Below are 20,406 nucleotides of genomic sequence, written 5' to 3' on the forward strand. Positions count from 1 at the left end.
ATACCGAGTTAAACGTGAGACGGACGAGAACATCACCCACGACTCGCCGGCCACGATCCGATTGATCTGCCCAGCAGCTTAATTTAACGGCATTGATCCAGGTATCGTGCCGCCTCGTCGGCTTCACCCCATTCGTGGTGCGTGATCGCCAGCGCCAGATGAGCGTATCCGCAAGCCGCGGGGATCCCTGCGGAACCGAGTGCTTCCTGGGCGGCCCGCCCCGCGAGATGGAGTTCGCCGAGCAGTGCACGGACCACGGCGAGCCTGCCGAGGCATGCCCCCGAGACCTGTACCAGGCCCGCTCGCCCGGCCGCGGCCAGCCCATCGTCCAGTGCCCGCCCCGCCGTGTACAGGTCGCCTGTGGCCAACTGGGCCGTACCCAGCGCGGAAAGGGCGACAGAGCGGGTGCGATCGCCGTCATCACGGTGCGTGAGGAGCCGTGACGCCTGGGAGAACATCGCCGTGACGTCGCCCACTGCCACCGACCGCGCCAGATGGATCGCCGTGGCCCTGTCGTCGTCGGCCCCGCTACGGTCGCGGGCGAGCCGCAGGTAACGGTCGGTTCCTTGCCGATCGCCGAGAATCTGTTGATTCAGTGCGCAAGCCAGCGCAAGGTCCGGGTGATCGCGAAGTGCGTCCTCCGGCGGCGCGGGGTCGGGCGCGCAGGGCGGCCGGTCCGAAGTCGACAGCACGAGCTCGCGCCAGTGTTCGGCCAGCAGATCCGTGGCCATCCGCCAGTCCGAGGACAGGAGGGCGTGCCGTAGCGCGTCCGGGGACGAGCCTCGCGCGGCGTACCAGGCGGCCGCGCGGCGATGCAGATCGGGAGCTCGCCGCGGTGCCCGCCTGGCCAGCTCACGGCGCAGGAACTCGCCGAAAAGAGGATGGCAGTGATACGAGGAGTGCCGGTCACCGACCGGGTCGAGGAAGGCGCCCGCGTCCCAGAGTTCGGCCAGGATCCGTTCACCGTCCGACCGGCCGGTGAGAGCGTCCGCCAGGCCGCCGGTCAGTCGCTCCAGCACGGAGCCGCACAGAAGGACCTCCAGATGGCCGTCCTGCAACCCGTCCAGCACTTCCGAGCTGAAATAGCGCGCGATGGTCTCGTGGTCGCCGCTCAGCCCATCGACGAAGCGCAGCGGATCATCTTGTTCGGCCATGGACATCGCCGCCAGCCGCAGGCCTGCCGGCCAGCCCTCTGTGCGGCGGAGCAGGATCCGCGTGTACCGATCAGGCAGTTCCAGGCCCAGCGCGGCCAGCAACTCCGCGGTCTCCGCCATGGTGAAGGACAGCTCCGCGGTTCGCACGGCGGTGACGGCTCCGGTGAGCCGCATGCGCGTCAACGGAGGTCCCGGGCCACCGCGCGTCACGATGACCATCCGCAGCGCCCGCCCGGCGTGCTGAACCAGATACTCCAACCCTTTCAAGACTTCCGGGTCCCGTACGCGATGGAAATCGTCGAGGACGACGCTTACGGGCTCCCGCAGATCGGCCAGCACGGCCGCCAGCCGGGCCAGAAACACCTCGTGCGGCCCCTCGTCGGGGGACGGTAGGGCGTCTCCTGCGAACCTGCCGGCGGAGTTCAGCGCGGCCCGCAGATAGGACCAGAACCGGGGGTCGTCCCCGTCTTCGATCCCGAACCAGCCGACCCGAACGCCGGTCGCCCTCGTCCACCAGCTCAGCAGTACCGACTTCCCCCATCCGGGCGGAGCGTTCACCAGTGTGATCGGGTCATGCCGCCCGGCGTCGAGGACGCGGCCGAGGCGTGGCCGCTCCACCAGTCCTGGTGGAGGGGCAGGAGGCTCCAGCTTCGAACTCAGCATTGGTACCTCAGTCACGCCCAACACCCTGCGTGCGCCGCAGGGCCCCTCGCATCCTCAGTCCGGTAGCAGCCGTTGTCGGGTCGGCGCACTCGACGCGTCCGGCCAGTGGATCGCCGGAGGATCCGTCCCGCTTGTACATTTCCCTACCTGCTCGTTCGGCTGGACGTGGCTTCCGCGGGAAGGCCGCGATCATGGGTTCGGAATCCCTGTTCATCGTCGGCCTGGTCATCATGGCCGTGCTGCTGCTCTCCCGGGGCCTGTCCTCGCGCCTGGGGATACCCGACGCGATCCTTCTGGTCGTCCTCGGTGCGGCGGCCGCGTTCCTGCCCGGCATCCCCGAGATCGAGCTGCCGCCGGAACTGGTGCTGCTGGGCTTCCTGCCCCCGCTCGTCTACTACGCCGCGTTCTTCAGCTCCCCGCGCGAGGCGAAGGCGGACGCGGTGCCGATCACGACGCTGGCGATCGGCCTGACGACGGTGACCACCTTCGTCGTCGCCGTGGTCCTGCGCTGGGTCCTGCCCGACCTGGGCTGGGCGGCGGCCGTCGCACTGGGGGCCGCCGTGGCCCCCACCGACCCCGTCGCCGCGATCTCGATCATGAAGCGGCTGAACGCACCGAACCGCATCGCGACCATCGTCGAAGGGGAGAACCTCATCAACGACGCCGTCGCGCTCACCGCCTTCGTACTGGCCGTCGAGGCGCTGACGACACCCTTCACCGTCGGCCACGGCATCGCACGGCTGGCCGAGGTCGTCGCCGGCGGCGTGGCGTACGGCCTGGCGGTGGGCTTCATCGCGTCCCGCCTCCGCCGCCGGATCCGCGATCCCGCCAGCCAGATCATCGTGTCCCTGCTGACGCCGTACCTCGCGTTCGTCCCGGCCGACGAACTCGGCTTCTCCGGTGTGCTCGCCACCGTCTGCGCGGGCTTCTATCTCGGCACCCGCGGAGAGGGCATGCTCCAGCCGGCGTCCCGGCTCCCCGGTCATCTGTTCTGGCAGGTGCTGATCTTCGTCCTGGAGTCGGCGCTGTTCGTACTGCTCGGTCTCGAGGTGCCCGTCATCGGGCGCGAGTTGACCGGCTCGGCATGGTGGCCCGCGATCCTGGGCGCGGCCGCGGTCGCGGCCGTCATCATGGCACTGCGGCTGACCTGGACCCAGTTCGTCTTCCCGCTCTCCCGGTACCTGCCCGGTCGGCACGTCGCCTTCGACCACCTGCACTGGCGCGAGCGGCTCGCCATCGGCTGGAGCGGCATGCGAGGCGCGATCTCACTGGCGATCGTGCTGTCCTTGCCGGTGTCGGCGCCGGGACTGGCTCCGGAGCGACGCGGCGAGCGGCTCTTCGTGACCGGCGCCGTCGTGTTCATCACCCTGCTCGGGTGTGCGGCCACCCTGCCCGGCCTGCTGAGACGACTCGGCCTGGCCGAGTCGGACCAGGTCCGGATCCAGTACCAGGAGGCACGGAAGGCAGTGGTGGAGGCGGCTCTGGCACGGTTGGACGAGCTCATCGAGAACGGCGAGGTAGACGATCGCACCGGCAGGACGTTCCGCCAGTTGTACGAGGATCTTCTGGACCGGATTCGCACTGGTATCGACGAGGATCCCGACGAGGAGGTGACCGACTCCCTCGGCCTCCGCCGTGAACTGGTGCGGACGCAGCGCGAGAAGGTGCGTCGGCTCTACTCCAAGGGCAGGATCAGCGCAGAGGTCCTGCGGGCCGTGGACCGGTGGCTCGATCTCGAGGACCCCGACATCCGGGAAGTCGGCTGATCAGGCGCCGCCCCGTCCGGACCGTCAACTCTGAGGATGTGCGCGACGGGGCCGGACGGGCAACGTCCTATGGAGGAAACGTCCCCAACGAGAGGATCAAGCCATGGCACTGCCCAGCATCCGCCGCCCCGGAGACAGCATGCTCACCTCGAGGCCGCGGCCGTTCGACCCCCTCTACGAGCAGATGGAGCAGCTCGTGAACGCGGCCTTCGCCGGCACCACGGAGATGCCTTGGGCGCCCGCGGCGGACGTGAGCGAGACCGACGACGCCTATGTGATCGAGGCCGAACTCCCCGGCGTGAAGAAGGACGAGATCGACGTGTCACTGCACGATCGGGAGCTGGCCATCACAGGAGAGGTCAAGGAGCGGGAGAGCCGCGGGCTGAGGCATCGCAAGCAGCGGCGCAGCGGCCAGTTCGAGTGCCGCGTGTACCTGCCGGCCGACATCGACGCCGAGCGGGTCGACGCGAGCCTCAACGACGGTGTGCTCACCGTGACGGTCCCCAAGGCCACGACCGAGAAGAACCGCCACATCGAGGTCAAGGGCTGACCCTCACAAGGCATGCCGCCCACACCCGGGGGAGGGCCGGTGATCATCCGTTGCGAGCACTGCGGCAAGAAGAACCGTGTGCCGGCGGTCGCCGCCGGCAGCCCGGTCTGCGGCAACTGTCACCGGCCGCTCCCATGGATCGCGGAGGCCGGAGACGAGGACTTCGCCGAGGTCGCCGAGCGCTCCTCGGTTCCGGTCCTCGTCGACCTGTGGGCGACCTGGTGCGCGCCGTGCCGCACGGTCAGTCCGGTACTGGAGCGCATCGCCCACGAGATGGCCGGGCGCCTGAAGCTCGTGAAGATCGACATCGACCGGGCGCCGCGCGTCCAGGAGCGCTTCGCCGTGCGCGCCGTTCCCACACTGCTGCTGATGCGCGACGGGAAGGTGATCGACCAGCGAGCGGGCGCCGCACCCGCCGGGCCACTCCGAACGTGGGTGGGGGAGACCCTTGGAAGAGACACCTGACCTGAACGGCGCGTATCCCCGCCTCGACCGGCAGCAGGTCGAGGCGGTCGCGGCATACGGGGAACGGCGCCCGACCCGCCGTGGCGACATCCTCTTCTCCGAAGGCGACCGCGACTACGGCTTCTTCCTTGTCCTGGCCGGGACGGTGGCGATCCTGGACAAGGGCGAAGTCATCCGCGTGCACGGTCCGGGGCGCTTCCTCGGCGAACTGGGTCTGCTGACGGGGCAGCCCGCCTTCCTCACAGCCCGCGTCGCGGAGTCCGGCGCGGTGATCGAGGTGCCGCCCCGGCGGCTGCGCGAACTGGCCTCCCGGGAACCCTGGTTCGGCGACCTCGTCCTGCGCGCGTTCCTCATCCGCCGGTCCCTGCTCATCGAACAGGGCGCCGGGCTGCGGATCATCGGCTCGCGGTTCTCCGCCCGCTACCGGCGACTTCGCGACTTCGCCGCGCGCAACCGGCTGCCGCATCGATGGATCGACGTCGAGGACGACAAGGACGCCGAATCGCTGCTCAGGGAGCTCGGTGTCGCGGTGCCGGAGATACCCGTCGTGATCTTGAACGGTGAGCGGGTACTGCGCAATCCCGGGGACGACGAACTGCTCCGGCTCCTCGGACTACCGCCGCCGGCCCCCGACTCCTCGGCGCACGACATGCTCGTGATCGGCGCCGGCCCCGCCGGGCTCGCCGCGGCCGTGTACGGCTCCTCCGACGGCCTTGACACGGTGGTCCTCGACGCCACCGCCACCGGAGGGCAGGCCGGCACATCTTCCAAGATCGAGAACTACCTCGGTTTCCCCACCGGCATCTCGGGCGCTGAATTGACCGATCGGGCGGTCATCCAGGCAGAAAGATTCGGGGCGAGGTTCACCGTGCCCGGCAGCGCCACGGGACTGCGGGCGCGCGACGATCGGTACACCGTCGACCTCGACGGCGGTGGCGAACTCTCGGCTCGCACGGTCATCATCGCGACCGGCGCCCGCTATCGCCGACTGGACGTCCCGCATCTGGACGACTTCGACGGCGCCGGGGTGTACTACGCGGCGACCCAGGTCGAGGCACTGCAATGCCGACGCCTACCGGTGGCCATCGTCGGCGGCGGCAACTCGGCGGGTCAGGCGGCCGTATTCCTGGCCCGGCACGCCGCACGCGTGCTGCTCTTCGTCCGGGGTACGGGACTCGTTGAGAACATGTCGCGCTACCTCGTCGATCGGATCGAGCGCTGTCCCGAGATCGAGGTGTTCCTGCACACGGAGATCCGTGAACTGCATGGCCACGGTCTTCTTGAGGAGGTCGTGGCGCAGGACGACCGGACCGGTGAGGTCCGTCGGTTCGGGGTGCGCGCCTTGTTCGTCTTCATCGGAGCCGATCCTTGCGTCGGCTGGTTGTCGGGCACGGTCGCACTCGACGACAAGGGGTACGTACGCACCGGCGGCCCACAGGCCTTGCCGCTGGAGACCAATCTTCCGGGGGTACTGGCCGCGGGTGACGTACGGAGCGGCTCGATCAAGCGGGTCGCCTCCGCGGTGGGAGAGGGAGCGATGGCGGTTCGTCTGGCGTTCGAGCGCCTGAGTTGATGACCGGCCGTCGGGGCATGAGGTCGAGCCGTGACAACCGGATACGTTCGGTGGCGCGCACCGCCGTCACGCCGGTGAGGGTGCGGCTGAAGCGGCTGCGCACACAGCCTACGGCCATCGTGATCGCCCGCCTCGCCGTGACCGCGGTCCTCGCGTTCCAGTTCGCGTCATGGGTGCCGGCCGCAAACCCAAGGCCCCTACTGGCCCCTCTGACCGCACTCCTCGTCGTCCAGGTCACGCTGTACCAGACCATCCGCCATGTCTGGCAACGCGTGGTCAGTGTCGTGGTCGGAGTGATGGTCGCGGCACTGCTGTCGAACCTGCTGGGGTTCAGCTGGTGGAGCTTGGGCCTGGCCATCACGGCTGCGCTGATCTGCGGATTCGTGATGCGGCTCGGCAACTACATCCTCGAGGTGCCGATCAGCGCCATGCTCATCCTGTCCCTCGGAGCCGGCACCGCGGCCGCGGGCCGGATCGTGGAGACCCTCGTCGGCGCGCTCACCGGTCTGGTCGCCGGGGTGCTGACCTCGCCCATCAAGATCCAAGCGGCCGAGGAAGCGCTGGAGGATCTCAGCGGCACCATGGCCCGTCACCTCCGGAACGTTGCCGACGCAGTGGAAGAACGCCCCGAGCCGCGCACCTTCGCTGCGGCGCTCGACCAGGCCCGGTCCCTCGCCCGGGAGGTCCAGCGGGTGGACGGTGAACTCGTACACGCCGAGGAGAGCATCCGCCTCAACCCGCAGGGCCTCGGGATGCTGAAGTCAATGGTGTCGTTGCGGGAGACTTTGGTCGCACTGGAACATTGCGGAGTCACCATCCGCGGCCTCGCACGCTGCCTCGCCGACCACGCCAACGAGCCTGAGCAGGGGCGTGAGGACCCGCTGTCCGAAAGCGACACCCGCGCCGTGCTGGCCGCGATCATGAGACACCTGGCCTCGGCGCTGGACACCTACGGGCGAATGCGCCGACAGCAGTTCGCCGCAGGAGACACCGACCTCGAGGACCCGCTCGCCTCCCACCTGGACGCCGCGCGGGAAGGGCGCGTCAAGCTGACCGAGATGCTGCGGGCCGACAGCCCCGACTGGCCGCTCCATGGTGAACTCCTCGTACACCTGGACCGCTTGAGGACCGAACTGGAGGCCGGGCGACGAACGCGACCGGCGAGGCGCCCGAGTCGCCGACTCCGTATCCCCAAGCCTTCGCCGCCCGCCACGCTGACCCCGATCAGGCGGCGAACCGACCTTCGTCGAGCACGCTCCTGACCCGTTCTCGCCGCCGACAGGCCGCGAGCGCCTTCGACAATGAATATCGTCACGCGACTATGGCGCCTGATGAAATCCACGACACCGACGGGTGCACCGAGTAGTCGTTGGAGGCGATCCGGACGTAGTGGTCGGGCCGGCCACGCGAACGTACGCCAGCCGACCACCGGCGCCGAGGGCGCCGACCTGTAACGCCGCTCGGCCCGGACCGCCTCTCGCTGAACCAGGGGTTCCTCGCCAACGCGCGGCCCATGCTCCGCGACGAGCGAGCCGGGCAGCCCGATGACGCCCTCGGGGACGGCGGGATGCCGGGTCACGACGGCTCCCGCGAATGTGAGCCCGGCTTCCAGTCGAACGACTTCCCTCGGGGATAGGAGACCAGTTCGAACTGCATTCCCCAAGGCGCCAGAAAGTAGACCCAGCGCTGGCCTTGGGAGGGGCCCCGGCTCGAGGTGGGGTCGCCCAGCACGGTCACATCTCGATCGCGCAGGTGGTCCACCGCCCGATCGAGGTCCTCGACGTAGAGCGCGACGTGATGGCCCCCGACATCGCTGTTGCGGGGTGGGACACCGCGTTGGTCGATCGCGTCGTACTGGAAGACCTCGAAGACTGCCTGGTCGCCGCAGCGCAGGAAGTCGAGCCTCCGCATCACCGTCCCGGGCGGCACGTTCAGGTGGCGGGCCATCCAGACGTCGTCGGCGTCGAAGGGCCCGAGCGAGTAGAGGTATTCGCAACCGATGACGTCCACGAGCCAGTCGCGGGCCGCGTCGAGGTCCGGGACGGTGAAGCCGACGTGGTCGAGGCGGGCGAGGCCGGGAATGCCCAAGGGGTCCTCCATTTCGGATCCAACACTAGCGCAGCATGCGCCGTATACAGGCGATATCGCGTATCTAGGATTGCTTTTGGATCCAATTCATGTCAAGGTGGGCCGCGAACGAGATCGTGGAAGGACCGCCATGCCTGAGACCCGCCGCCTTGACCCGGCCACCGAGTGGACAGAGTTCACCGCCACCCAGGACGACTGGGACGCGGCGCCCCCCCAGCTGCTGACCTCGATGTTCAGCCAACTGGTCCTGATACGCGCTTTCGAGGAGCTCGTTCTGCAGTTGGCCGGGGAGGGCCTCGTCCACGGTCCCGCTCACTCCAGCATCGGTCAGGAGGGCGGCGCCGTCGGATCCTGCATCGCGCTCACCACTCATGACACGGTGAACGGGTCCCACCGCGGCCATCACCAGTTCCTGGCCAAGGTGCTCACTCACCTGCATCCTGACGGCCTCGACCCGACCAAGACGTGGCCTGACGACGTTCGCGCGGTGCTGCTGCGCACCTTGCGTGAGATCTGCGGGTTGGAGGGCGGGTTCAGTCACGGGCGCGGTGGCAGCATGCACCTGCAGTGGCTCGAGGCCGGCGCCATCGGCACGAACGCGATCGTCGGCGGCGGCGTTCCGCTCGCGGCCGGATCCGCGTGGGCGCACCGCAACGCCGCCGCCGATGCCGTCACGGTGACCTACTTCGGGGACGGTGCGATCAACATCGGGTCGACCCTGGAGACGTTCAACCTCGCGGCCGCCTGGTCCCTGCCGATCTGCTTCTTCGTCGAGAACAACCAGTACGCCGTCGCCACCCACGTCTCCGAGGTGACCGGCGAGCCCCGTCTTTCGGGCCGCGGACCGGGCTTCGGCATCCGCAGTTGGAAGGTGGACGGGATGGACCCGCTCGCCGTGCACCTGGCCATGTGGGAGGCGCTGGACCACATGCGCTCGGGGCTCGGGCCCACCCTGATCGAGGCCGACGTCTACCGCTACTTCCACCAGAACGGCCCGTTCCCGGGCTCTGCGTTCCGGTACCGGAGCAAGGAGGAGGAAACCGAGTGGCGCGAGCGAGACCCGCTCGACAACACGGCCGGACACCTGCGGCGGCGAGGCCTCCTCGGCGATCGGGACGTCGAGGAGGCCGTGGCCCGCACCCGGGCACTCATGTCGGAGCTCGCGTCGACGATCCTGGAGCCGAAGCCGAACGGCAAGCCGCGCGAGCGGCAGATCAAACCGGCCGAGTGGCCCGACCCCGGCTTCGTCGACGAGGGCGTCAGGAGTGATCTCAGCGAGCTCGCGGACCTTCGGTTCACCGACACCGAGGACCACGCCGACCGCCTCGAGCAGGTGAAGTTCATCGATGCCGTCGCAGGAGTCATGCGGCGCCGGATGGAGACCGATCCCCGCATCGTGGTGCTCGGGGAGGACATCCACCGTCTCAACGGCGGCACGAACGGAGCCACCCGCGGTCTCAAGGAGAGCTTCCCCGACCGTGTGCTCGGGACTCCGATCTCGGAGAACGCCTTCACCGGCCTGGCCGGCGGGTTGGCGATGGACGGGCGCTTCCGGCCGGTGATCGAATTCATGTACGCCGACTTCATGTGGGTCGCCGCCGATCAGCTGTTCAATCAGATCGGTAAGGCGCGGCACATGTTCGGCGGAACCGGTGCCGTGCCGCTCGTGCTGCGGAGCAAGATCGCGATGGGTACCGGTTATGGCTCGCAGCACTCGATGGATCCGGCCGGCATCTTCGCCACCGCTCCGGGTTGGCGCGTCGTCGCGCCCTCGACCCCCTTCGACTACGTCGGACTGATGAACACCGCGCTCGCCTGCGACGACCCGGTGGTCGTGCTCGAGCACGTCGACCTCTACAGCTCCTCGGGCCCCGGGATCGCCGACGACTGGGACTACCACCTCCCCCTCGGCCGCGCGGCCGTCCGGCGGCGGGGGAGCGAGCTCACAGTCCTGAGCTATCTCACCATGCTCCGGCATGTGCTGGATGCCGTCTCCGAGGTGGGCACGGATGCCGAGGTCATCGATCTGCGCTGGCTGGACCGGGCCAGCCTGGACTGGGAGACGATCGAGGCCAGCGTCCGGAAGACCGGCCGAGTCCTGATCGCCGAGCAGGGTGCGCGGGGCACGTCGTACGGAGGCTGGCTCGCCGATGAGATCCAGCGGCGGTTGTTCGACTGGCTGGATGCTCCCGTTCACCGCATCACCGGCGGCGAGGCGTCCCCCAGCATCAGCAAGGTCCTCGAACGCGCGGCGTTCGCCGGCACCGACCAGGTCGTCACCATGCTGCACGAGATCGCCGGAGAGTGAAGTGGCGGAGATCCTACGTATGCCCGAGGTCGCTGCCGGCGCCGACGAGGCGGTGCTGTCCAGTTGGGTCGCCGCACTCGGAAGCGCGTTCCGCGCCGGTGACGTCGTGATGACCATAGAGACGGAGAAGGCCGTCGTCGACGTCGAAGCCGAGGCCGATGGTGTCCTGCTCCGGACGCTCGTCGAGGAGGGCGCGACCGTCGCGGTGGGCGCCCCGATCGCGGTGTACGGTGCCGACGGCGAGTCGGCGGACGACGCCGAGGCCCTGCTGAGTTCCCTCGGGGCGCCTCCTCCGTCGGCAGGCGCGCAAACCTCGGAGCAGTCCGTCCCCCCGGCCGGCGGGTCGGTCGCGGTACGGACGGAGGAGGCCGGGCCCACGGCAGTGGCCACGGAGCCGCGCGGTGGGGAGCGGCTGTTCGCGTCGCCGCTCGCGCGCAGGCTGGCGCGGGACGCGGGGTTGGAGTTGGCGGACATCCGCGGGACAGGGCCGCGTGGACGGATCCGTCGGCGGGACGTCGACGCCGCGGTCAAGGCGCGTTCCGCTCCGGTCCCGGCGGAACAGCGGCCCGCGGAGGGGGCGGCCGCGTCCGGACATCGCAGACCGGTGCTCGCGTCTGAGGTGTCAGAAGACCTCGATCGAGGTCACGAGGACATTCCGAACTCGCGCCTGCGCCGGGCGGTCGCGCGTCGACTGACCGAGAGCAAGCAGACGACGCCGCATTTCTACCTGCGCGGCGCTGCCAGGGTCGACCGGCTGCTGGCGTTGCGCCAGGAGATCAACAGGAGCGGACACCGGGTCTCGGTGAACGATCTGGTCGTCAGAGCGGTGGCACGAGCGCACCGGGCAGTGCCGGCGATGAACGTCGAATGGCGCGACGACGTGATCCGGCGGTTCCGGCACGTCGATGTCGCCGTCGCCGTGGCCATCGACGACGGACTGGTCACACCCGTCGTGCGGGACGCCGATCAGTTGGGCATCGGCCGGCTCTCGTCCGTCACCCGGGATCTGGCCGACCGGGCGCGTGAGCGCCGGCTCCGGCAGAGCGAGCTCGAGGGCGGATCCATCTCGGTCACGAACCTCGGCATGTACGGGGTCGAGGACTTCGCCGCGATCATCAACCCGCCGCAGGCGGCCATCCTCGCGGTGGGCGCGGCCCGCGAGGAGGCGGTCGTCTGCGGGGGTCAGGTCGCTGCGGCGACGCTGATGCGGCTGTGTCTCGCGGTCGACCACCGGCCGGTGGATGGTGCGACCGCCGCGCAGTGGCTCCAAGCGCTCGTGGAACTGCTGGAGAACCCGGTGGAGTTGCTCGTGTGACGTGCGCGGATCACCTGTCGAACAGGCCGCGGTGGTGGGAGAGCCGGAGCCGGGAACGCTCGATGTGCATCCGGATCAGATCCTCACCGCGGCGTGTCGACCCGTTGAGCGCCGCCTCGGCGATGAGGCGGTGCTCGAAGTTGTTCAGCTCGTAGTCGTCCCGGCTGAAGGTTCCGATGAGGATCCGGCGATAGCGCTGCGTGGTATTCCAGAAGTCGACGATCATCTTCAGCAGCCGCGGTGTCGGGACGCCCGCGTAGCAGGCGAGGTGGAACCTGCGGTCGCCCTCCAGGTAGGCCTGCCCGTCCCCGGTCACCGCCTCCAGTTCCGCCAGCAGCCGCGCGATGTCGTCCCTCTGCTCCCCGGTGAGGCGGCCGACGCTCTCGGAGAAGGCGAGCGGTTCCAACCGCTCGCGCATCTTGTAGATCTCGGTGTACTCCTCGAAGTCGAGGACGGCGACCTTCGCGCCGCTGTTCGGCACGATGACGACGAGCCCTTCGCTCTCGAGCTGCCGCAGCGCCTCGCGCACGGGGATCCGGCTCACACCGAGCTCGGCGGCGACGGTCTCCTGGCGTACCCGCGCGCCGGGCTCCAGTTCGCCGGACTGGATGGAGTCGCGCAGGCGGCGGGCCACCACCTGGGTCATCGACTCGCGGCCCCGAGCCGGCCGCTCGCCGGGCATTGCTCCCACATCCGTTCCTTCCGTGGCGACGATCGTGACCGTGGCGGTCGAATGGATCCAAAATCTAGCAGAGGAAGCCGGCCTGGCGGCGCGCTGTGCCAAGCCGTGTCGCGCGCACGAAGGTAGAGTATTGGATCCGACACTGAGCTTTATCTTGGGAAAACTTGCCTTGACCTCTTGACTCGGCGGGCAGATCGGATCCAATATGGCGCAATCAGATGAGGGTGATGCCCATCTGAAACCCGCCCACCCCCGGCCGGAGGACCACCGAATGTATCCCTTCCCGAGAGGCGCATCCAGACGCCGCAGCACGATGGCGACCGCCGCAGCACTCCTGTGCGTGCTCTTCCTGGCCCTCCTGAGCGCGTGCGGAAGCTCGCCGGAGGGATCCGGTAAGCGGACACTGCGGATCGTGGCGCCCGACGGGGTGCCGGCCGACTTCTACCTGGGCACCGCCTACCCGCTCGGCATCTTCAGCATGTACCAGATGGCATGGCCCCTGTTCCTGCCGGGCGAGGACGACTTCAGCATCGCCAACGGGCTGGCCTCGTCCTACCGCGCGTCATCTGACGGCCTCGTCCACACCATCGGCGTCAAGAAGGGCTTCACGTTCCACGACGGCTCCCCGATCGACGCGGCGGCGGTCACCAAGGTCCTGCACTCCTACTTCTTCGAGGACGACTCGTTGCGGGACGACGGTCCGTACGGCGCGGTGTCGGCCGCCTTCGGAAGCCCGACGATCGTGCGCGAGGTGACGGCCGTCGACGCCGGGACCGTCAAGGTCGTGCTGAGCCAGGCGCGTCTCGACATCCGCGACCCGCTGTTCCAGATGCCGATCCTGAACCCGAAGGTGCTTGCGAAGCCGGGCTACGGAAAGAGCGTCGCGGACCTGCGCGACGCCGGATCCGGGCCGTTCCGGGTCACCGGTTTCTCGCCTGGGGAGTTCGTCGAGTTCGAGCGGTACCGCGCCTTCCCCGAGAAGGTGTCCCTCGACCGGCTGCGGCTGCAGCAGGTGCCCGACCCAGGCGCACGCGCGCTGGCGATGCAGGGCAAGAACGCGGATGTGGTGCTGGACCTCGCCCCCGAGGACCACGAGCGCCTCGCCGGGATGGACGGCAACAAGCAGTTCGCGGCGACCCCGAGCAGCAACGTGTTCTTCAGGTTCTTCACTCCCAAGCATCCGGAGCTCGAGGACCCGCGCGTGCGCAGGGCGATCTGGCTCGCGCTGGATCGGGACGCCTACCGCACGGCCTTCTTCAACCCCACCAGCTCGCACAAGGTCGACCAGCCGGTGGTCGTGAAGGGCGTTCAGGGATACAGCGACGGGCTGGACGACTTGAACCACGATCTGGCGCAGGCCAAGGTGCTGATGCGGCAGGCCGGCGTGCAGCGGCTGACACTGCGCGCCATCACCATGGAGTCGTCGGGCCCGATCTTGTCCCTGCGTCGGCTCCACGAGGCGATCGCAGCCGATCTGAAGAAGATCGGGATAGAAGTGAAGATCGACGTCGTGGACCCGGCCACCTACCTCAGTGACCGGTACAACTACGACTACGAAGTGCTCTGGTACGGCAACTCCTTCAATCCGGACTTCATCTTCCGGCTCTTCTACCTGGGATATCCCAAGCCCTGGGCGGCTCCGAGCCCGCTGGCGGACCGCCGGGTCGCCGATCTCGTGAAGAACGCCTCCAGCGAGGTCGACCACGCGAAGCAGGTCGCGGCGTGGCAGCGGCTTCAGCGGCTGAACGGCGAGGAGCTGTTCATGGGTGTTCCGATCGCGAGTGTCGGCACGTCGGCCGTGGCCGACGGCCGGGTCCGCGGCTTCGACCTGGGATGGCACAACCGCGGCGCGCTGGTCTGGTTGTTCAAGAACGTCGCGGTCGGCTGAGGTGGCGAAGATGACGTCCACCGCCCGCCGGGGCAACGGGATTCTCGGCATCGTGCTCAGACGGATACTGGTCCTCCCGCTCGTCCTCCTCGGCATAGCGCTGATCGTTTTCACTCTGAACAGGCTCGTTCCGGGCGATCCCGCCCAGGTCTACGCCGGCGGCGACCGCGCCGACCCGGCCGACGTGGCTCGGCTTCGCGAGCTCTGGGGCCTGGACCGGCCCGTCGTCGAGCAGTTCGGCCGATACCTCGGGCAACTCCTGCGGGGTGACCTCGGCTGGTCGTTCTCCCAGCGGGCGGACGTGCTCGACGTCCTTGCGGCCAAGACGCCGGCGACCATCGAGCTCGCCGTCGCGGCCCTGGTCATCGGGATCCCGTCCGGCCTCGCGCTCGGCGTGCTGGCCGCTCGCCGCCCGCGATCCTGGGTCGACAGGGTGTCGTCGAGCCTGGCGGTGGCCGGCATGTCGACGCCGGTCTTCTGGCTCGGGTTCGTGCTCGTCTTCGTGTTCTCGGTGAAGCTGGGCTGGTTCCCGATGAACGGGCGGTTCTCCTCGTTCGCCGAGTTGGACGAGGTGACCGGGTTCATGACCGTGGACGCGCTCCTCGCCGGGGACGGCGGCGCGTTCGTGACCGCGGTGCGGCACCTGGTGCTGCCGGCGGCGACGCTGGCGGTTCTCCCCGCTGCGGTGATGGCCCGCTTCACCCGGGTGAGCTTCGTCGAAGTCCTCGGGTCCCAGTACATTCTCGCGGCCCGCGCCTTCGGCATCCCCACGCGCACGATCCTGTGGCGGCTGGCGGCGAAGAACGCCGTGCTGCCGTTGATCAACCTGCTGAGCCTCATCGTCCCGAGCCTCGTCGTCGGAGCGGTGCTGGTCGAGATCGTGTTCACCTGGCCGGGCGTCGGGCGCTTCCTGCTCGAAGCGCTGCAGTCGCGGGACTACATCGTCGTGCAGTCGGTCACTCTTCTCGTCGGCGTCCTCTACGTACTGCTGAACCTGGTCGCCGACATGGCACACGCGGCCCTGGACCCGAGGGCGCGGCGATGAGCGCGGCGACGACCTCCGCGGGGGCGAACCGGCTCGGCCGCCCGCGGCTGCTACGCGACGTGCGCCGCCGCATCGCGGCGAACCCGACGACCGCGCTCGGTGCCACGCTGCTGGTGCTCATCCTGCTCGCCGTCACGGTCGGGCCCCTCCTGTGGACGACGGATCCGAACGCCCAGGTCCTGGAGGCACGCAACGCCGGCCCGAGTCGGGCGCACCCGCTCGGCACCGACTCGCTCGGCCGCGACACTCTGAGCCGACTGCTGGTCGGAGGCCGCGCGTCGCTCGGGATCACCGCGCTGGCCGTCGCCGCGAGCGGGCTGGGTGGGGCCGCCGTCGGTTTGGCGGCGGGCTTCCTCGGCGGCCGGGTCGACGCGGTCCTGATGAGGGTGTGCGACGTCTTCCTCGCGCTGCCCTTCCTCCTGCTCGCCCTGATGATCTCCGTGGCCCTCGGCCCGGGCGTGGGCAACACGGTCCTCGCGCTCACGTTGCCGGCGATCCCCCGGGACGCGCGGCTGATCCGCTCGGCGGTCATCACCGTCCGGGAAGCCGACTACGTATTCGCCGCGAAGGCCGCAGGAGTGCGGTCCTGGCGGATCGCCACCCACCATGTACTGCGCAACTGTGTGGGCGTCGTGGTAACCGTGCTGTGCGTCGGGGTGGCCTACACACTGCTCGCGGTCGCCGGCCTCGGGTTCCTGGGCCTGGGTGTGCAGCCGCCCGACCCCGAGTGGGGCGCGATGCTCACCGACGCCCAGAGCGGCATCATGAGCAATCCAGTGGCCGCCCTGGTGCCAGGAGTGGCCGTACTGCTCACCGCACTGGCCGCCAACTGGTGCGGCGATGGCCTCGCGGATGCCTCGGAAGCGGTGAGGTGAACGATGACCACACTGAATGTCGAGCACCTCAGCGTCGCGTACGACACCGTCGCTGGACGAGTCGACGCGGTGCGCGACGTCTCCTTCGACGTCGCCCCGGGCGAGATCGTCGGCATCGTGGGGGAGTCCGGATCCGGCAAGTCGGTGACCGCACGGGCGATCCTGGGCCTGGTCCGGCGGCCCGGGCGGGTCACCGGGGGGTCGGTCCACTTTGGCGACACAGACCTGCTGGCACTGCCCGAGTCCCGCCTTCGCGCGGTGCGGGGCCGGCAGATCAGCATGATTTTCCAGGATCCCAGGAGCGCCTTGAACCCGCTCTTCACCGTCGGCGACCAGTTGCTGACGGTGATGCGGGCGCACGGCAACCGCGGCGGCCGCAAGCGCGCGGAGGAACTGCTCCGGGACACCGAGATCCCGGCGGCCGCCCGCCGGCTCGAGCAGTACCCCCACGAGCTCTCCGGCGGCATGCGACAGCGGGTGATGATCGCGATGGCACTGGCGAACGAGCCCCGGCTGCTGATCGCCGACGAGCCGACGACGGCGCTCGACGTGACGGTCCAGGCGCAGATCCTCGACCTGCTGGGCAGGCTGAACGAGCGGGAGGGGATGTCGATCCTGTTCATCTCGCATTCCCTCGACGTCGTGGCCGAACTCGCCGCCCGGGTGCTCGTCTTCCGCGACGGCGAGCTGATCGAGTCCGGCCCGTGCGCCGAGTTGTTCGCCTCCCCGCAGCATCCGTACACGCAGGCCTTGCTGGAGGCGGCCCGCCGGACCGGCGGCGCCGGCATCGGCACCCGAACGGAGGCCACGGCGAACGGAGAAGCGATATGAGCGGCGCTCTGCTGAGCCTCGAGTCGATCGAGTGCCGGATCCCCACCCGCCGAGGAGTCGTTCGAGCGGTCGACGGGGTGTCCCTGGAACTCCGCAAAGGCGAAGCGCTCGGGCTCGTCGGCGAGTCCGGGAGCGGAAAGAGCACCCTCGGGCGAATCGCGCTGCGCATGCAGGACCCGACCTCCGGGCGGGTCGTCCTGGACGGCGTCGACATCACAGCCCTGTCCGGACGTCGGCTCCGGCGGTTGCGCGGCACCATGCAGACCGTCCTGCAGGACCCGCACGCGGCCCTCAATCCGCGCATGACCGTACGGCAGATCATCGCCGAACCGATGACCGAGCTCGGCCTGGTCCGGCGGCCCGACCTGGACTCCCGCGTCGATCGGCTGCTCGCCCGCGTCCATCTGGACGAGGCCGTCGGCGGCCGCTACGCCCGGCAGCTCTCCGGCGGTCAGGCGCAGCGGGTCGCGATCGCCCGCGCCCTGGGTGTACAACCGCGGCTCCTCGTCGCCGACGAGCCCGTGTCCGCCCTGGACGCGTCCGTGGCCGCCCAGGTGGTCGACCTGTTCGCAGAGCTCAGGACCGCGCTCGAGCTGTCCCTCCTTTTCGTCTCACACGATCTTGGCGTCGTCCGGCACCTCTGCGACCGGGTCGCGGTGATGTACCACGGCCGGATCGTGGAGTCGGGACCGGTCGAAGAGGTGTTCGCGGAGCCGAGGCACCCGTACACGGCGGCCCTGCTCTCAGCAGCGCCCGGTGCCTGGCGGCGGCCCGGCTCGCGCCGGATCCTGCTGACCGGCGACCCGCCGGACCCGACCACCTCCGCGGACGGGTGCGTCTTCGAGCCGCGATGCCCGCTGTCGGGTGCGGTCGACCCGTCGGGGGCGATGTGCCGCGGGCGGCGTCCTGAGCCGCTGCCGTTCCCGGTCGGCCGCGAGGCGGCGTGTCATTTCTCGGACGAGGTCGGACAGCTCGCCCGGTCGGCATCCCCGGCACCCGTACCCGGCGAGGCCACGACGACTGAAGGAGAAGAGCGATGACCTCCACGACACCCCCGCCCGCGGGCGACACCTCCTGGTTCACCACGGCGCGGTTCGGACTCTTCATCCACTGGGGCCTGTTCAGCATGACCGGCCGGGACTTCGCCCACCAGCGCGAGACGGCCATGGCGGCGGAGGACTACGCCGCCCGCTACCTTCCGCGCTTCGACCCGGACCTCTACGACCCGGAGGCCTGGGCGGACGCCGCGGCGCAGGCCGGGATGAAGTACGTGGTCATCATCGCCAAACACCACGAAGGGTTCTGCCTGTGGGACTCTCGCCACACCGACTTCACCGCGGTCAACACGCCGGCCGGGCGCGACCTGCTCCGGCCCATGCTCGACGCCTTCCGCGCGCGTGGTCTGCGGACGGGTCTGTACTACTCACTGATCGACTGGCACCACCCCGACTTCACCGTCGATCAGATCCATCCGCAAGCCCACGGCGATCGCGCGCAACTCAACGCCGGGCGGGACATGAACCGCTACCGCGAGTTCGTGCGCGACCAGGTACGTGAGCTGCTCACCGACTACGGGCCCATCGACGTCTTCTGGCCGGACTACAGCTATGACGACGCCGCCTGGGAGCACCGGTCGTCCAGTCCGCGCAGCAAGGCCGCGTTTCTCGAAGCGGTCAAGACCGGATGGACCAGGTTCGATCCCGCCGTCGACCCTGGAAAGGGTGCCGCGGACTGGGACGCGGCTGGACTGCTGGAACTCGTCCGGGAGCTTCAGCCCCACATCCTGGTCAACGACCGAATGGGTGGCGACTTCGACATCGTCACACCCGAGCAGGCGGTGCCGGGCACCTGGCCGACGCTCGGCGACGGCACGCCCGCGGTGTGGGAGACCTGCGAGACCATGTACGGCCATTGGGGCTACACCCCGGCCATGCCGAACCTGAAGTCGCCCGAGCAACTGGTCGCGCTGCTCATCGAGATCGTCAGCAAGGGCGGCAACCTGCTGCTCAACGTGGGCCCGAACGGCCGGGGCGAGATCGATCCGCCGAGCGTCGAGCGGCTGGCGTCCATCGGCCGGTGGATGAGACTCCACGGACGGTCCATCCACGGCTGCACCCAGGCGCCGGCGGAACTGGTGGGCTCGCTGCCCCCCGGCACCCTGGCCACCTACAACCCGCAGGCGCACCGCCTTTACCTTCACCTCCTGCATTGGCCGACCCAGCCTCTGGTGGTCCCCGGGCTGGGCGAGCACGTCGATTACGCCCAGTTCCTTCATGACGGCGCGGAAGTGCGACCCCCGTCGCACCCGCTGGAGTTGCTCCACGCCCCCGACCCCGACGCCCTGTGGCTTGAGCTCCCCATCGCCAAACCTGACGTCACCGTCCCCGTCATCGAGCTCTTCCTCAGCGGCGAACGCGAGCGGGCCCGATGACCGCGAACGAGCGGCAGCCGCTGGCCGGGCGGATCGCCGTCGTGACCGGTGCCGGCCGGGGCATCGGCGAGAGCACGGCCCGAGTCCTCGCCGCGGCCGGGGCGCATGTCGTCCTCACCGCGCGATCGGCCGCCGAACTGGACCGGGTCCTGGAGCAGATCGCCCGGTCGGGCGGCTCCGCCGAGAGCCGAGCCGGTGACCTCACTGCCCCGGGCTTCGTCGACGAACTCTTCGACGGCGTCCGGCGGCGGCACGGACGGCTCGACGTCCTGGTGAACAACGCCGGCACGGCAGCGTTCGGCCCGATTGAAGATGTACCCCCCGAACAGGTCAGGGCGGTGCTCGACATCAACACCGTGGCACCGTACGCGTGCATGCGCCGGGCGATCGTCCTGATGCGGGAACGTGGGACGGCGGGGCACGTGGTCAACATCGGCTCGGTCGAGGCGCACTGGACCGCGCAGGGCGAGTCGGGAGCCTACCCGGCATCGAAGTTCGCGCTGCGCGCGCTCACCCTGGCGGTCTCGAAGCAGCTCGGCCTGGAGAGCAGCCCGATCCGGGTCTCGCTGGTCAACCCCGGCGGCAGCGACACCATGCTGGTCAACCCCGATCGCGCCCCCCGCACCGACCTTCTCGATCCCGACGCGGTCGCCTGTTCGGTGCTCCATATCGTCACGGCGCCGCCCGGCTCGCATGTCTTCGAACTCGGCGTCGTCGCCACGGGCCGGCACTACTGGTAGCCGGGCCCGCACCATCCACATCCGAGGAGGAA

Annotated in this window: 17 protein-coding genes; 14 read left to right on the top strand and 3 right to left on the bottom strand. The window is 69.5% G+C overall.

The window, feature by feature from the left end; all coding sequences use genetic code 11:
* Nucleotides 1–83 precede the first annotated feature (83 nt).
* The gene (locus tag CHF16_RS37920; protein WP_143228310.1) at nucleotides 84–1,817 is read right to left on the bottom strand and encodes a winged helix-turn-helix domain-containing protein; all 1,734 of its coding nucleotides are present in this window, start codon (nucleotides 1,815–1,817) and stop codon (nucleotides 84–86) included.
* A 191-nt stretch (nucleotides 1,818–2,008) separates the two neighbouring features.
* Between CHF16_RS37920 and CHF16_RS37925 the strand changes: the two genes are divergently transcribed.
* The 5 genes from CHF16_RS37925 (at nucleotide 2,009) to CHF16_RS37945 (ending at nucleotide 7,433) form a co-directional block, all read left to right on the top strand.
* Complete coding sequence (locus CHF16_RS37925) at nucleotides 2,009–3,583, top strand: Na+/H+ antiporter (protein WP_089331031.1); 1,575 nt, start codon at nucleotides 2,009–2,011, stop codon at nucleotides 3,581–3,583.
* A 103-nt stretch (nucleotides 3,584–3,686) separates the two neighbouring features.
* Nucleotides 3,687–4,133, top strand: a complete 447-nt coding sequence (locus CHF16_RS37930; protein ID WP_089331032.1) for an Hsp20/alpha crystallin family protein — start codon at nucleotides 3,687–3,689, stop codon at nucleotides 4,131–4,133.
* Nucleotides 4,134–4,172: 39 nt separating this feature from the next.
* Entirely contained in the window at nucleotides 4,173–4,598 is a 426-nt protein-coding gene (gene trxA / locus CHF16_RS37935) for a thioredoxin (RefSeq protein WP_245869792.1), read from the top strand.
* The gene (locus CHF16_RS37940; protein WP_089331034.1) at nucleotides 4,582–6,171 is read left to right on the top strand and encodes an FAD-dependent oxidoreductase; all 1,590 of its coding nucleotides are present in this window, start codon (nucleotides 4,582–4,584) and stop codon (nucleotides 6,169–6,171) included. The genes trxA and CHF16_RS37940 overlap by 17 nt, the downstream gene beginning before the upstream one ends.
* A 50-nt stretch (nucleotides 6,172–6,221) precedes the next feature.
* Nucleotides 6,222–7,433 carry an FUSC family protein gene (locus CHF16_RS37945; RefSeq protein WP_179271908.1) on the top strand — a complete coding sequence of 404 codons (1,212 nt, stop codon included), beginning with the start codon at nucleotides 6,222–6,224 and terminating at the stop codon, nucleotides 7,431–7,433.
* Between the two features lie 313 nt (nucleotides 7,434–7,746).
* Here the strand turns inward: CHF16_RS37945 and CHF16_RS37950 are convergent, their stop codons facing one another.
* Nucleotides 7,747–8,259, bottom strand: a complete 513-nt coding sequence (locus CHF16_RS37950; RefSeq protein ID WP_089331053.1) for a VOC family protein — start codon at nucleotides 8,257–8,259, stop codon at nucleotides 7,747–7,749.
* A gap of 130 nt (nucleotides 8,260–8,389) precedes the next feature.
* Between CHF16_RS37950 and CHF16_RS37955 the strand changes: the two genes are divergently transcribed.
* Together CHF16_RS37955 and CHF16_RS37960 are read left to right on the top strand one after the other, a co-directional pair.
* Nucleotides 8,390–10,567 carry an alpha-ketoacid dehydrogenase subunit alpha/beta gene (locus CHF16_RS37955; RefSeq protein WP_089331036.1) on the top strand — a complete coding sequence of 726 codons (2,178 nt, stop codon included), beginning with the start codon at nucleotides 8,390–8,392 and terminating at the stop codon, nucleotides 10,565–10,567.
* A gap of 19 nt (nucleotides 10,568–10,586) precedes the next feature.
* Complete coding sequence (locus CHF16_RS37960; RefSeq protein WP_218827030.1) at nucleotides 10,587–11,882, top strand: 2-oxo acid dehydrogenase subunit E2; 1,296 nt, start codon at nucleotides 10,587–10,589, stop codon at nucleotides 11,880–11,882.
* 10 nt (nucleotides 11,883–11,892) lie between these two features.
* On the opposite strand, the gene CHF16_RS37965 is transcribed toward CHF16_RS37960, so the two are convergent.
* On the bottom strand, nucleotides 11,893–12,564 hold the full coding sequence (locus tag CHF16_RS37965) for a GntR family transcriptional regulator (RefSeq protein WP_089331038.1): 672 nt from the start codon (nucleotides 12,562–12,564) through the stop codon (nucleotides 11,893–11,895).
* 412 nt (nucleotides 12,565–12,976) lie between these two features.
* Here CHF16_RS37965 and CHF16_RS37970 point away from each other — a divergent pair, with 412 nt between their 5' ends.
* From CHF16_RS37970 to CHF16_RS38000, 7 genes are read left to right on the top strand one after another with little or no spacing between them, the layout of a single operon-like run.
* The gene (locus CHF16_RS37970) at nucleotides 12,977–14,452 is read left to right on the top strand and encodes an ABC transporter substrate-binding protein (RefSeq protein ID WP_179271910.1); all 1,476 of its coding nucleotides are present in this window, start codon (nucleotides 12,977–12,979) and stop codon (nucleotides 14,450–14,452) included.
* A 10-nt stretch (nucleotides 14,453–14,462) separates the two neighbouring features.
* Nucleotides 14,463–15,497: an ABC transporter permease gene (locus tag CHF16_RS37975; RefSeq protein WP_143228313.1), complete on the top strand. Its 1,035-nt coding sequence runs from the start codon at nucleotides 14,463–14,465 to the stop codon at nucleotides 15,495–15,497.
* A complete protein-coding gene (locus CHF16_RS37980) occupies nucleotides 15,494–16,372 on the top strand; it encodes an ABC transporter permease (protein WP_089331041.1) in 879 nt (292 codons plus the stop codon). Before CHF16_RS37975 ends, CHF16_RS37980 begins: the two co-directional genes overlap by 4 nt.
* A 3-nt stretch (nucleotides 16,373–16,375) precedes the next feature.
* The gene (locus CHF16_RS37985) at nucleotides 16,376–17,203 is read left to right on the top strand and encodes an ATP-binding cassette domain-containing protein (RefSeq protein WP_089331042.1); all 828 of its coding nucleotides are present in this window, start codon (nucleotides 16,376–16,378) and stop codon (nucleotides 17,201–17,203) included.
* Nucleotides 17,200–18,243: an oligopeptide/dipeptide ABC transporter ATP-binding protein gene (locus tag CHF16_RS37990; protein WP_089331043.1), complete on the top strand. Its 1,044-nt coding sequence runs from the start codon at nucleotides 17,200–17,202 to the stop codon at nucleotides 18,241–18,243. Before CHF16_RS37985 ends, CHF16_RS37990 begins: the two co-directional genes overlap by 4 nt.
* Nucleotides 18,240–19,634 (top strand): alpha-L-fucosidase, encoded by a 1,395-nt coding sequence (locus CHF16_RS37995; protein ID WP_089331044.1) that lies wholly within the window; start codon nucleotides 18,240–18,242, stop codon nucleotides 19,632–19,634. The genes CHF16_RS37990 and CHF16_RS37995 overlap by 4 nt, the downstream gene beginning before the upstream one ends.
* Complete coding sequence (locus CHF16_RS38000; protein ID WP_089331045.1) at nucleotides 19,631–20,374, top strand: SDR family oxidoreductase; 744 nt, start codon at nucleotides 19,631–19,633, stop codon at nucleotides 20,372–20,374. Before CHF16_RS37995 ends, CHF16_RS38000 begins: the two co-directional genes overlap by 4 nt.
* Nucleotides 20,375–20,406: the final 32 nt, after the last annotated feature.

The organism is Actinomadura meyerae, assembly GCF_900188445.1.
Taxonomy (GTDB): domain Bacteria; phylum Actinomycetota; class Actinomycetes; order Streptosporangiales; family Streptosporangiaceae; genus Spirillospora; species Spirillospora meyerae.